9 protein-coding genes are annotated in these 12,913 nt (G+C 67.8%); 5 read left to right on the top strand and 4 right to left on the bottom strand.

Translation table 11 applies throughout. The features are described from left to right. Window positions 1–61 precede the first annotated feature (61 nt). The 4 genes from ftsZ to recN all read left to right on the top strand — a co-directional run bounded on the left by ftsZ (window position 62) and on the right by recN (window position 5,417). A complete protein-coding gene (ftsZ, locus tag EV656_RS04675; protein WP_132600077.1) occupies window positions 62–1,648 on the top strand; it encodes a cell division protein FtsZ in 1,587 nt (528 codons plus the stop codon). 233 nt (window positions 1,649–1,881) lie between these two features. Continuing rightward, window positions 1,882–2,799, top strand: coding sequence for a UDP-3-O-acyl-N-acetylglucosamine deacetylase (lpxC, locus tag EV656_RS04670; protein WP_132600074.1), 918 nt, complete (start codon window positions 1,882–1,884; stop codon window positions 2,797–2,799). 98 nt (window positions 2,800–2,897) lie between these two features. Continuing rightward, complete coding sequence (locus EV656_RS04665; RefSeq protein WP_132600071.1) at window positions 2,898–3,743, top strand: outer membrane protein assembly factor BamD; 846 nt, start codon at window positions 2,898–2,900, stop codon at window positions 3,741–3,743. A gap of 21 nt (window positions 3,744–3,764) precedes the next feature. Beyond that, window positions 3,765–5,417: a DNA repair protein RecN gene (gene recN, locus EV656_RS04660; RefSeq protein WP_132600068.1), complete on the top strand. Its 1,653-nt coding sequence runs from the start codon at window positions 3,765–3,767 to the stop codon at window positions 5,415–5,417. 127 nt (window positions 5,418–5,544) lie between these two features. Here recN and EV656_RS04655 read toward each other — a convergent pair whose 3' ends face one another. Further along, the gene (locus EV656_RS04655) at window positions 5,545–6,918 is read right to left on the bottom strand and encodes an FAD-binding oxidoreductase (RefSeq protein WP_132600065.1); all 1,374 of its coding nucleotides are present in this window, start codon (window positions 6,916–6,918) and stop codon (window positions 5,545–5,547) included. A gap of 188 nt (window positions 6,919–7,106) precedes the next feature. Here EV656_RS04655 and EV656_RS04650 point away from each other — a divergent pair, with 188 nt between their 5' ends. Further along, the gene (locus tag EV656_RS04650) at window positions 7,107–8,711 is read left to right on the top strand and encodes a chloride channel protein (protein WP_242469083.1); all 1,605 of its coding nucleotides are present in this window, start codon (window positions 7,107–7,109) and stop codon (window positions 8,709–8,711) included. A gap of 79 nt (window positions 8,712–8,790) precedes the next feature. On the opposite strand, the gene EV656_RS04645 is transcribed toward EV656_RS04650, so the two are convergent. The 3 genes from EV656_RS04645 to cobT all read right to left on the bottom strand — a co-directional run bounded on the left by EV656_RS04645 (window position 8,791) and on the right by cobT (window position 12,896). Next, complete coding sequence (locus EV656_RS04645; RefSeq protein WP_132600059.1) at window positions 8,791–9,132, bottom strand: DUF427 domain-containing protein; 342 nt, start codon at window positions 9,130–9,132, stop codon at window positions 8,791–8,793. Between the two features lie 89 nt (window positions 9,133–9,221). Further along, window positions 9,222–11,024 (bottom strand): aminopeptidase P family protein, encoded by a 1,803-nt coding sequence (locus tag EV656_RS04640; RefSeq protein ID WP_132600056.1) that lies wholly within the window; start codon window positions 11,022–11,024, stop codon window positions 9,222–9,224. Continuing rightward, complete coding sequence (gene cobT / locus EV656_RS04635; protein WP_132600053.1) at window positions 11,025–12,896, bottom strand: cobaltochelatase subunit CobT; 1,872 nt, start codon at window positions 12,894–12,896, stop codon at window positions 11,025–11,027. Window positions 12,897–12,913: the final 17 nt, after the last annotated feature.

Here is a 12,913-nt window from a genome sequence, read left to right as displayed (position 1 = left end):
CGCAAAATATGGGGAACCCTGGCCGGCGCGCCACAACCGAGACAGCAGGCGGACAAATCGAATGACCTTGAATCTCCAGATGCCCGAGCATGACGAGCTCAAGCCCCGGATCACGGTTTTCGGCGTTGGCGGCGCCGGTGGCAACGCCGTGAACAACATGATCGAAAAGCACCTTGAAGGTGTGGAATTCGTCGTCGCCAACACCGATGCGCAGGCGTTGCAGCAATCCAACGCGCAGGCCCGCATCCAGATCGGCGTGAAGGTGACCGAGGGGCTGGGCGCAGGCGCCCGTCCGCAGGTCGGCGCCGCCGCCGCCGAGGAAACGATCGAGGAAATCGTCGATCACCTTGCCGGTTCTCACATGTGCTTCATCACCGCGGGGATGGGCGGGGGCACCGGCACGGGTGCGGCCCCCATCATCGCGCAGGCCGCGCGCGAACTGGGGGTTCTGACCGTCGGCGTGGTGACCAAGCCCTTCCAGTTCGAGGGCGCAAAACGCATGCGCCAGGCCGAGGCCGGCGTCGAAGCCCTGCAAAAGGTGGTTGATACCCTCATCATCATTCCCAACCAGAACCTGTTCCGGCTGGCTAACGAAAAGACCACCTTTACCGAGGCGTTTTCCATGGCCGACGACGTTCTGTACCAGGGCGTCAAGGGCGTGACCGACCTGATGGTGCGGCCCGGCCTGATCAACCTGGACTTTGCCGACGTGCGCGCGGTGATGGACGAGATGGGCAAGGCCATGATGGGCACCGGCGAGGCAAGCGGCGAAGAGCGCGCCGTGCAGGCCGCCGAGAAGGCGATTGCCAACCCGCTGTTGGATGAGGTCAGCTTGAACGGTGCGCGTGGCGTGCTGATCAACATCACCGGCGGGTACGATCTGACCCTGTTCGAGCTGGACGAGGCCGCGAACCGCATCCGCGACGTGGTCGACCCGGATGCCAATATCATCGTCGGCTCCACCCTCGACCCGGATATGGAGGGGTCGATGCGCGTGTCGGTCGTCGCCACCGGGATCGATGCCCGGGAAATGGCGCAAGACGTGCCGGTGGCCCGCCGCCCCCTGCGCGAGCCGCTGTCGCGTCCCCAGCCCGAGGCCGAAGCCCCCGTCGAAACGCCGGTCGAGCCGGTCGCCGCGGAATTCGCCGCCGACCCCGAACCCGCAATGCAGGAACCCACGCTCTTTGGCGGTTTCGATCCGGCCACCGCCGGCGAGCCCGAGGAAGAGATCTACGGCGCCGCCGGGGACGACCTGCCGCCGCCGGCCTATGCCGCCGACGACATGATGGACCCCGAGCCGGAGCCGGAGACCTTTGTCGCGCCGCGCCCGCGCGCGCCCGGCACGCCCTCGCCCGAGGCGCTGGAGCGGCTGCGCGCTGCCGTGCAAAAGGCGCCCAAGGCATCCGCCGGGGCGCCCGCAGCGGCCCCCGCCGAGGACCGGGCAAGCGAGAAGAAGTTCCGTATCGGCTCGCTCATCAACCGGATGTCCGGGCACGCCGAAACGTCCGAACGCGGCGCCCAGCCGTTGCGCCAGCAACCGCCGCTGCATGGCAGCAGCCGTGCCGCGGTCCAACCGGAAGAGGATGAATACGATCCCGATCAGGAGCGGATCGAGATCCCGGCCTTCCTGCGGCGCCAGGCGAACTAAGCTGCGGCCACGCACGAACAGTGACGGACAAGGGGATCGTAACAGCGGTCCCCTTGTCATTTTAGGCGGCAAAAAACAACATGAAACCAAGGCATTGCAGGCGCGGCGGATTTCCGCCGACATGGCAAGGGCGATGTTTCAGAGCGTTGCAATCTTTGAGTTGAGTGGGCGACCTGCGACATTTAAGTCAAACATGCTGGCACAGTGACGCCGGTCAGACGGGTAGGTGGCATTTGCAGACGACGTTGAAATCCGCGGTTCGATTCCTGGGGCAAGGCCTGCATAGCGGGCGGCCGGTGCGCATGACCGTTCATCCGGCGGCGGCGGAATTCGGCATCTGGTTCCGGCGGACGGATATCGACGGCGATCAGGCGCTGGTGCCGGCCCGTTGGGATGCGGTCGCGCAAACCCCGCTGTGCACCCGGCTCGAAAACGGAACGGTCAGCGTTGCCACCGTGGAACATGTGATGGCGGCACTTGCCGGTTGCGGCATCCACAACGCGCTGATCGAAATCGACGGCCCCGAGGTGCCAATCCTGGACGGCAGCGCCGCGCCTTTCGTCGAGGCGTTTCTTGCCCGTGGCCTGCGCCGTCAGGCCGCGCCGGTTCGGGTGCTGCGGATCTGCGAAACCGTAGAGGTGACCGAAGGTGCGGCGCGGGCCCGACTCAGCCCGGCCGACTCGCTGGAAATCGATTTCGAGATCGACTTTCCGGATGCCGCCATCGGTCATCAGCAAAAACGCCTGACCCTGGCCAACGGAACCTTCGTGCGCGAACTGTGTGACAGCCGCACCTTCTGCCGCAACGCCGATGTGGATGCGATGCGGGCGCAGGGGCTGGCCCTGGGCGGCACGCTGGACAACGCGGTGGTTGTCGAGGGCGCGCAAATTCTGACCCCGGGCGGGCTGCGCCACCCCGATGAGCCGGTCCGCCACAAGATGCTGGACGCCCTGGGCGACCTGGCCCTGGCCGGGGCGCCGATTCTGGGCCGTTACGAAGGCCACCGTGCGGGTCACGCGCTGACCAACCGCCTGTTGCGGGCGCTGTTTGCTACGCCGGGCGCCTTCCGGCTGCAGACCTGCCCGCCGGAACTGGCCTCGCGCCTGCCCGGTGCGGGACTGCGCCCTGCGGACTTGCGGGCCGTGGCCTGACCGGGACCGCGTTAAGGCGTTTTGCCCTCGAAATTTCTGTGATAGGACAGCGCAGGCGCCCGCCCGCAGCGGGTGCGCATAAGACGGGGTAGGGGCACATGGCAACAGGCAGAACGCGTGCGCGGGTGATCGGGTCGGTAGCGGCACTTGTCCTGGTTGCGGCCTGTTCCAGCATCGGCTCCAGGAAGCCGCCGCCGCTGGACAGCTTTACCGCGGCCGAGATCTACACCAAGGCCGAGTTCGAGCTCGAAGAAAAGAAAGACCCCGAAAAGGCCGCCGAGCTGTTCGCCGAGGTGGAACGGCTGTACCCCTATTCGGAATGGGCCAAGCGCGCCCTTATCATGCAGGCCTACGCGCATCACCGCGACCGCAACTACGAGGATGCGCGCGCCGCGGCACAGCGTTATATCGATTTCTACCCGGCGGATCAGGACGCGGCCTATGCCCAGTATCTGCTGGCGCTCAGCTATTACGACCAGATCGACCTGGTGGGCCGCGACCAGGGGCTGACCTTCCAGGCGTTGCAGGCCTTCCGCACCCTGATCGAACGGTATCCGGACAGCGAATACGCGCGCTCGGGCATCCTGAAATTCGACCTGGCCTTCAACCATCTCGCCGCCAAGGAGATGGAGGTCGGGCGCTACTACCTGAAACGGCAGCATTACACCGCGGCCATCAATCGCTTCCGCGTGGTGGTGGAGGATTTCCAGACCACCACCCAGACCGCCGAGGCGCTGTATCGCCTGATCGAATGCTACCTTGCCCTTGGTCTGGACGACGAAGCACAGACCGCCGGCGCGATCCTGGGCCACAACTTCCGCGGCACCGAGTGGTACGAGGACGGCTTCAATCTGCTCAAGGGTCAGGGGCTGTCCCCCGAGGCCAAGGGCAGCGGCTGGCTGCGCGCGGTCTATCGCCAGACGATCAAGGGCGAATGGCTCTGATCTGACCGGGGGACATCGCCGATGCTGCGCAGTCTCGACATCCGGGACATGCTGATCATCGACCGGCTGGACCTGTCGTTCCAGTCCGGCCTGAACGTGCTGACCGGGGAAACCGGCGCCGGCAAATCGATTCTGCTGGATGCGTTGGGATTCGTGCTGGGCTGGCGTGGACGGGCGGAACTGGTGCGCCCCGGTGCGACCCAGGGCGAGGTCACGGCCGTTTTCGATCTGCCCGCCGGCCACGCCGCCCGCACCATCCTGCAAGAGGCCGGCCTGCCCGAGGGTGACGAGCTGATCCTGCGCCGCATCAACAGCGCCGAGGGGCGCAAGACCGCCTGGGTCAACGACCGCCGCGCCAGCGGCGAGGTGCTGCGCGCCCTGTCGGACACGCTGGTCGAACTGCACGGTCAGCAGGATGACCGGGGCCTGCTGAACCCGCGCGGCCATCGGGCATTGCTGGACGCCTTCGGCGGGCTGGACGATCAACTGGCCGCGACCCGCGCCGCCTGGCGCGCCCGCGCCGAGGCCGACAGCGCCCTGGCAGCGGCCGAGGAACGCCTTGCCGCCCTGCGCGCCGAAGAGGATTTTCTGCGCCACGCGGTCGAGGAACTGGACCGCCTGTCCCCCGAGCCGGGCGAAGAGGCCGGACTGGACGCCCGGCGCCGCGAGATGCAGGCCGCAGAGCGCGTGCGAGAGGATATCGTGCGCGCCCACGCCGCCCTGGGGCCGGGTGAGGGCGCCGAGGGCCGCATGGGCGATGCGCTGCGCTGGCTGGAAGGGGCGGCCGAGGGGGTCGGCGGTCGGCTGGACGAGGCCGTCGCGGCCTTGTCCCGTGCGCTGGTCGAACTGGGCGAGGCCACACAGGCGGTCGAGGAGTGCCAGGAGGCGCTGACCTTCGATCCCGGCGCGCTGGAGGCGGCCGAGGAACGCCTGTTCGCGATCCGTGCCCTGGCGCGCAAACATGGCGTGTTGCCCGACGACCTGCCCACGCTGGCCTATGACCTGCGCGGGCGCCTGGACGCGCTGGACGCGGGCGCCCATGATCTGGCCGATCTGCAAAAGGCCCGTGACGCGGCCAGGGTCAGCTATGACGCCGCCGCCGCGGACCTGGGCCAGGCCCGCGCCCAGGCCGCCATGCGCCTGGATGCGGCTATGTCCGGGGAACTGGCCCCGCTGAAAATGGAACGGGCCAGTTTCGCCACGCGGATCACGCCCGCCGAGCCCGGCCCGGGCGGTTGCGACGCGGTGGCCTTTACCGTGGCGACCAATCCCGGCGCCCCCGCCGGCCCGTTGAACAAGATCGCCTCGGGTGGGGAGTTGTCGCGCTTCCTGCTGGCGCTCAAGGTGTGCCTGGCGCGCGGCAGCAGCCCGCTGACGCTGATCTTCGACGAGATCGACCGGGGCGTGGGCGGTGCCACGGCGGATGCGGTGGGTCGGCGGCTGGCCGCGCTCAGCGAAACCGCGCAGGTGCTGGTCGTCACCCATTCGCCCCAGGTCGCGGCCAAGGGGGCGCATCACTGGCGCGTGGAAAAACGTGTGGCGGGCGGGATGACGTTGTCCACGGTAACGCCGCTGGACGCCGCCGCGCGGGTGGACGAAATCGCGCGCATGCTGTCAGGCGATACCATCACCGAAGAGGCCCGCGCCGCGGCCCGTGCCCTGCTCGCGCCCTGACCCAACTTCTTCTTGGGCCAAATACCCATTCGGATTTCCGCAGGAAATCCGCGCGCGCAGCGCGGGAAAAATCTTCGCAAAGATTTTTCAGCCGAAGGATTTTCGTGAAAATCCTTCGGTCCCGGCCTCAGCCCTGGCGTACCATCTTGCCCGGGTTCATCAGGTTGTTGGGATCCAGCGCCTGCTTCAGCGCGCCCATCACGTCCCAGGCCGCCCCGTGCTCTTTGTCCATATAGCCCAGCTTGCCCATGCCGATCCCGTGTTCGCCGGTCGCGGTCCCGCCCATCCGCAGGGCGCGTTCGACCATCCGGTGCGAAAGGGCCTTTGCCTCGTCCAGTTCGGCCGTGTTGCCCGGTTCGACCAGCAGGATCGCGTGGAAATTGCCGTCGCCCACATGACCCAGGATCGGCCCGGGGATGGTGGCCGCGGCGATGTCGGCGCGGGTTTCCTCGACCGCCTCGGCCAGGCGCGAGATCGGCACGCACAGGTCGGTAACCAGCGCCGTGGCGCCCTTGCGCGTGGCGAGGCACGCATAATAGGCGTTGTGCCGCATGGTCCACAGCGCATTGCGATCCTCGGGCCGGGATGACCAGTCGAACCCGTGACCGCCATGTTCGCCCACCAACGCGCCAAAGCTTTCCGCCTGTTCGGCGACGCCTGCCTCTGAGCCGTGGAATTCCACCATCAGGTGCGGCATCTCGGGAAAGCTGGCCCCCGAATAGGCGTTCACCGCCGCTGCGGTCGCGGCATCCACGAACTCGATCCGCGCCATCGGAATGCCCATCTGGATCGTTTCGATCACCGTTTCCACCGCCGGGCCGATTTCGTCGAATGCGCAGACCGCGGCCGAGATCGCCTCGGGCTGGCCCTGCAGTTTCAGCGTCAACTCGGTAATCAGACCCAGCGTGCCCTCGGCGCCTACGAACAGCCCTGTCAGGTCATAACCGGCGGCGGATTTGCGCGCCCGCGTGCCGGTGCGGATCACCCGGCCGTCGGCCAGCACCGCCTCCAGCCCCAGAACGTTGTCCCGCATCGTGCCGTAGCGCACCGCGGTCGTGCCGCTGGCGCGGGTGGAGGCCATGCCGCCCAGGCTGGCATTCGCGCCCGGATCGACCGGGAAGAACAGCCCCGTCGCGCGCAATTCCTGGTTCAGCGCCTCGCGCGTGACGCCCGGCTGCACCACGCAATCCATGTCTTGCGGATTGATCTGCAGCACCCGGTTCATTCGGCTGAAATCCACGCTGATCCCGCCCCGGACGGGCAACGCGTGTCCCTCCAGCGAGGTACCCGCGCCCCAGCCTGTCATCGGGCAGTCATGCTGGGCACAGATGCGCGCGATCGCGGCCACCTCTTCGGTAGTTTCGGGATAGGCAACGGCGTCGGGCGGGGCAAAGGGAAAATAGGTCTCGTTCCGGCCGTGCAGGTCCAGATCGGACTTGGACCGGCTCAGCCGATCGCCTAGGATTTTCGCCAGCGCGGTCAGGGCTTCGGGTACGGGCATCCGGGCCTCCTTGCAGAGCATGTACCGTCGGGCACCCTAGGCGAGAGCAGCCACAGGGGAAAGCCCGATACGGGGGGCCGCCCGGACGAAGAGGCATGTGCGGTGTGACCCCCAGGGCCAAAAGGCAGATAATCGCGGTGATAGACAGGCTTTATGTCCGTTTGCGAAACGGTTGGGGCGTGCTCAAGATGCGCGGGCCCAGCCAGGTTCAATTCTGGTTCATCGCGCTGGTCATCGGGATTGCCGCCGGGGGGGCGGCGCTTGGGTTCCGCATGGCGATCGAGGCGTTGCAAAGCGCGCTCTACGGGGTAGAGGACACCCACCGCCTGCATTCCTATGCCGAAACGCTTGCCTGGTACTGGATCCTGCTGATGCCGGTGCTGGGGGGGCTGATCGTGGGCCTGATCATGCATCGGTTCACCGACGATGGTCGCGTGCGCTCGGTCGCGGACGTGATCGAGGGCGCCGCGCTGAACGAGGGCCGTGTGGAACACAAAGCGGGGCTGGCCTCGGCCATGGCCTCGCTGATCACGCTGTCCTCGGGTGGGTCCACGGGGCGTGAGGGGCCCGTGGTGCACCTGGCGGCAATCATGTCCTCCTGGGTGTCCGAACGGATCAAGGCCAACGGGATCACCGGGCGCGACCTGCTGGGCTGCGCGGTGGCGGGCGCGGTGGCGGCCTCGTTCAACGCGCCGATCGCCGGGGCGCTCTTCGCGCTGGAGGTGGTCTTGCGCCATTTCGCGGTGCATGCCTTCGCGCCGATTACCGTGGCGGCAGTTTCCGGCACGATCATCAACCGTCTGCAATATGGCGGGGTCACCGAATTCAGCCTGCCCGACAGCGGCGGGCTGGCCTTTTACCTGGAAATCCCGTCCTTTCTGATCCTCGGGCTGTTCTGCGGGTTGCTGGCCGTCCTGCTGATGAAGGCCATCTTCTGGTCCGAGGATCTGGCAACCGGGCTGGTCCGGCGCACGGGGATGCCGCGTTGGCTGCGCCCGGCGCTGGCCGGTCTGGGTTTGGGGGGGCTGGCCATCTTCTACCCCCATGTGATCGGCGTGGGGTATGAAACGACCTCGGCCGCGCTGACCGGCAGCCTGCTGCTGCACGAGGCCATCGTTTTCTGTGCCCTGAAATGCGTTGCGGTCGCGATCACGGTTGCGGGCCGGATGGGCGGCGGCATGTTCTCGCCCTCGCTGATGGTAGGGGCGTTGGCCGGGCTGGCCTTCGGCATGGTGGCCACGCTGCTGGTGCCCAGCCTCGCGGGCGAGGAAACGCTATACGCCCTGGCCGGGATGGGCGCGGTCGCGGGGGCTGTGCTGGGGGCGCCGATCTCGACCACGCTGATCGTGTTCGAACTGACTGGCGACTGGCAGACCGGGCTGGCAGTGATGCTGGCGGTGTCGATGTCCACCGCACTGGCCAGCCGGCTGGTGGACCGTTCCTTCTTCCTGACCCAGCTGGAACGGCGGAACAAGCACCTGGCCGCCGGGCCGCAGTCCTACCTGCTATCGGCCTTTTCGGCGGCGGTGCTGATGCGGGGCAAGGACAGCCCCAACGCCGCCTCGCGCGAGGCCTGCCTCGACCTGATCGGCCAGGGCGTGATGCTCAGCCCCGAGGCGACCCTGGAAGAGGCCCTGCCGGAATTCGAGAAATGGGGCCACGCCTTCATCCCCGTGGCCGTGCCGGGCGCCGCCGGGGGCGAGCCGCAATTGCTGGGCGCGCTGTTCCATGTCGACGCGTTGCGCGCCTATTCGCGCGCGCTGGCCATGACCGCGGCAGAGGAACATTCCTGATCCCGCGCGCCTGTCCTTCTTCTTGGTCCAAATACCCCCGCCGGAGGCCCGATTTTTCATAGAAAAATCGTATCCCCGGTTACAGCAGCTCGACCGTCACCTTGTCGGGGTAAAAGGCCAGATACCCCGCGAGCCGCTCGGCGCCGGGCAGCGGCGCCTCGTAGGACCAGGCGGCATCGGCGATCTCGCCGCTTTTGGTGTGCAGGGTGTAATACTGTGCCTCGCCCTTGCGGGGGCAGGCCGTGCGGCTGTCAGAGGCATCCAGGAACGCCATCGCCACATCCTCACGCGGGAAATAGACGACGGGCGCGGTGCCGCCCTCGGTCACCTCCAGCGCGTCCCGGCTCTCGGCGATAACAGCGCCACCGGCGCGGACGACCCATGCCCCGTCGGCCTTGTGAATCTCCAGCTTGTCGGTCATCGGGCGATCTCCTGGGAATTGACGCGACGCAATTTCTGACGCCGCTGTGTGACATGAACGTAATAATCTTGTCCAGCCGTGCGCGCTGCCTAGAGCGGGGCAGTCGCCTTGTGCAGCCAGGCGCGCGCATCGTCGGACACCAGCGGCGCGATGCGGTGCGCAACCTCGGCATGGTAGCGGTCCAGCCAGGCGCGTTCCTCGTCGCTTAGCAACCCGGTGTCGATCAGGCGGCGGTCGATCGGCACCCAGGTCAGGGTCTCGAACGCCAGCATCGCCCGGTCGTCGGCGCCCGCCAGCGCCGGGGCCGCGCGCACCGCGATCAGGTTTTCGATGCGGATGCCAAAGGCGCCCTCGCGGTAATAGCCCGGCTCGTTGGACAGGATCATGCCCGGTTCCAGCGGCACGGTGGACAGGCGCGACAACCGCTGCGGCCCCTCATGCACGCACAGATAGGCCCCCACGCCGTGGCCGGTGCCGTGATCGTAGTCCTGACCCGCCAGCCACAACGGATAGCGCGCCAGCGCGTCCAGATCGCGCCCGGCCAGCCCCTTGGGAAAGCGCGCCCGGGAAATGGCGATCATGCCCTTTAGAACCCGGGTAAAGGGGGCGCGGGCCTCTTCGGGCGGTTGGCCAACGGCGATGGTGCGGGTGATGTCGGTGGTCCCGTCCAGATACTGCCCGCCGGAATCGACCAGCAGCAATTCGCCCGGTTTGACGGGGCGGTTGGTGTCCTCGGTCACGCGGTAATGCACGATGGCGCCGTGGGGGCCGGCCCCCGCGATCGTGTCAAAGCTGATATCGCGCAATTCGCCGGTGGCGCGGCGGAACCCTTCCAGCGCGGTCACCACGTCGATTTCCGTCAGGGCACCGCCGGGCGCCTCGCGGTCCAGCCAGGCCAGGAATTCCACCACCGCCGCGCCGTCCCGCAGGTGGGCCGCGCGGGCGCCGTCCAGTTCCGCCGGGGTCTTGCGTGCCTTGGGCAGGATGCAGGGATCGTCGCCCATCGCGACCTCTACCCCGTTTTCCTGCAACTGCCGCAACACCCACAGCGGCGCCGAGCCAGGATCCAGGCGTACCGGGCCGACCAGACTTTTCAGCCCCGGCGCCAGCGCCTCGACCGGGCGCAGGGTGACCTGATCCCTCAGATGCGCGCGCAGGCTGTCGGTTACCTTGGCCGGATCGGTGAACAGCGTGACATGTCCGTCATCGTGCAGCACGGCAAAGCCATGGGGCACCGGGTTGCGGGGAATGTCCTGGCCCCGGATGTTCAACAGCCAGGCGATGGAGTCGGGCAGGCTCAGGATCGCGGCCCGATGCCCGGCCTCGCGCAGCGTTTCGGCGACAGCCGCGCGTTTTGCCCCGTGGCTGTCGCCGGCCAGCTCCGCAGGGTAGGGGGTGATTTCGCCCGCGGGCGGGGCAGGCTGGTCGGGCCAGACCGCATCGACCAGGTTTTCCACCTCGCGCAGGGCGATGCCGCTGCCCGCCAGCGCGGTTTCCAGCTTTTCCAAGTCATCGGGGGTGTGCAGCCAGGGGTCCAGCCCGACGGTGCCCCCGTCCAGATTGGCGCGCAACCAGTCGGCCAGCTTGGTTTCGGGCCAGTCCACGGGGGTAAAGACCTCGGTGTTGACCTGGTTGCGGGCCTGCACCCGGTAGCGCCCATCGACGAACACGCCCGCCCGGTCCGGCAGCACGCAGGCAAACCCGGCAGAGCCGGTAAACCCCGTCAGCCATGCCAGCCGATCATCCCGCGGGGCGACGTATTCGCCCTGATGGGCATCGGCGCGCGGCACCAGGAATCCGGCCAGTCCGGCCTGCGCCATCGCTTCGCGCAGGGCGGCCAGACGCGGCGGGCCGTCCTGGGGGCGGGTGGGGCTGGCAAAGCTCTGGAACATCTAGACCGCCTTTCGAATGCCGATCATGCGCGCCCGTGCGCGCGGATCCTTGTCGAACAGGGCAGCCAGCTGCTCGGTCATCGCACCGGCCAGTTGTTCCACGTCGCTGATCGTCACGGCCCGCTGGTAATAGCGGGTCACGTCATGGCCGATGCCGATGGCCAGCAGTTCCACCATCTTGCGGCGCTCGACCATCTCGATCACGTCGCGCAGGTGCTTTTCCAGGAACTTGTCGGGATTCACCGACACGGTGGAATCGTCCACCGGCGCCCCGTCCGAGATCACCATCAGGATCTTGCGCGCCTCGGGCCGACCCGCCAGGCGCCGATGCGCCCATTCCAGCGCCTCGCCGTCGATATTTTCCTTCAGCAGGCCCTCTTTCATCATCAGGCCCAGATTTTCGCGCGCCCGCCGCCAGGGCGCATCGGCCGCCTTGTAAATGATGTGGCGCAGGTCGTTCAGCCGCCCCGGCGTCTGCGGCCGACCTTCGGCCAGCCAGGCCTCGCGGCTTTGCCCGCCCTTCCACGCGCGGGTGGTAAAGCCCAGGATTTCCACCTTGACGTCGCAGCGTTCCAGCGTGCGGGCCAGCACATCGGCGCAGATCGCGGCGATGGAAATCGGCCGCCCGCGCATGGACCCCGAATTGTCCAACAGCAGCGTGACCACCGTGTCGCGGAACTCGGTATCCTTCTCGACCTTGAAGCTTAGCGGCGTGGTGGGGTTGGCCACCACACGGGCCAGGCGCCCGGCATCCAGGATACCCTCTTCCAGGTCGAATTCCCAACTGCGGTTCTGCTGGGCCTGCAGGCGGCGCTGCAGCTTGTTGGCCAGCCGCCCGACGGCGCCCTTCAGCGGTTCCAGCTGCTGGTCCAGATAGGCGCGCAGGCGTTCCAGCTCGATCGGTTCGGCCAGATCCTCGGCACGGATTTCCTCGTCGAACTCGGTGCGGAAGACCGCGTAATCGGGGTCGGCCTCGGAAAAGGACGGTGCGGGGGGCTGCGGCGGTGCCTCACCCTCGGGCAACTCGGCCTCGTCGCCCATTTCCGCGTCGGCCATCTCGTCGGGATTGACATGGGCCTGCGCGGCGTCCTGCATCTGGTCCTGGGACTGCTCGGGGCTGGCATCGGCCTGGTCCGTGTCGGGCTGCTCCTCCTCGCCGTAGCTTTCGGGGGGCTCTTCATCGGTTTCGGCGCTGTCTTCCTCGGGCTCTTCCTCGTCCAGATCGGGATCGTCGCCCAGCTGGTCGGCATAGCCCAGATCGGAAATCACCCGCCGCGTCAGCCGGGCAAAGGCCGCCTGATCGTCCAGCGCAGCATCCAGCCCATCAAAGGTGCCCGCCGCCTGCTCCTCGATAAAGCCGCGCCACAGATCCAGCACGTTATCGGCCCCCTCGGGCAGGGGGCGCCCGGTCGCCATCTGCCGCACCATGTAACCGGCGGCCACCGGCAGCGGCACCTCGCCAGCCTCGCGTGCCTGGGCATAGCCCTTTTTCGTGGCCTCGGCGGCGATCATGGCGTCGATATTGGTGGCGGTGCCAGGCATGACGCGCGCGCCCACGGCCTCGCAGCGGGCCACCTCCATCGCCTCGTACAGCTCGCGCGCCATCTGGCCAGAGGGGCGATAGCGCGCATGGGTCTCCGCGTCGTGATACCTGCGCCGCAGCGCAAAGGCATCCGCCGTCCCACGCGCCAGCAGAACCTCGTCGCGGGTCATGCGGCGGCTGATCTGCGGCAGGCGCATCGCGTCCCCGGCCATGCCCGGCGGATCGACCGAGTAGCTGATCCCCAGCTCGGGGTCGTCGGCCATCACCTTCGTCGCTTCGGCCAGCGCCTTCTTGAACGGATCGGCCGGATTGTCGGTCGTCTTGCTCATGCCGCCCGGCGCCCCTC

The sequence above is a fragment of the Rhodovulum adriaticum genome, assembly GCF_004345735.1.
In the GTDB taxonomy this organism is placed as follows: Bacteria; Pseudomonadota; Alphaproteobacteria; order Rhodobacterales; family Rhodobacteraceae; genus Rhodovulum; species Rhodovulum adriaticum.
The sequence above is the reverse complement of the archived record's forward strand: the minus strand, read 5'-3'. Positions and strand labels throughout refer to the sequence as shown.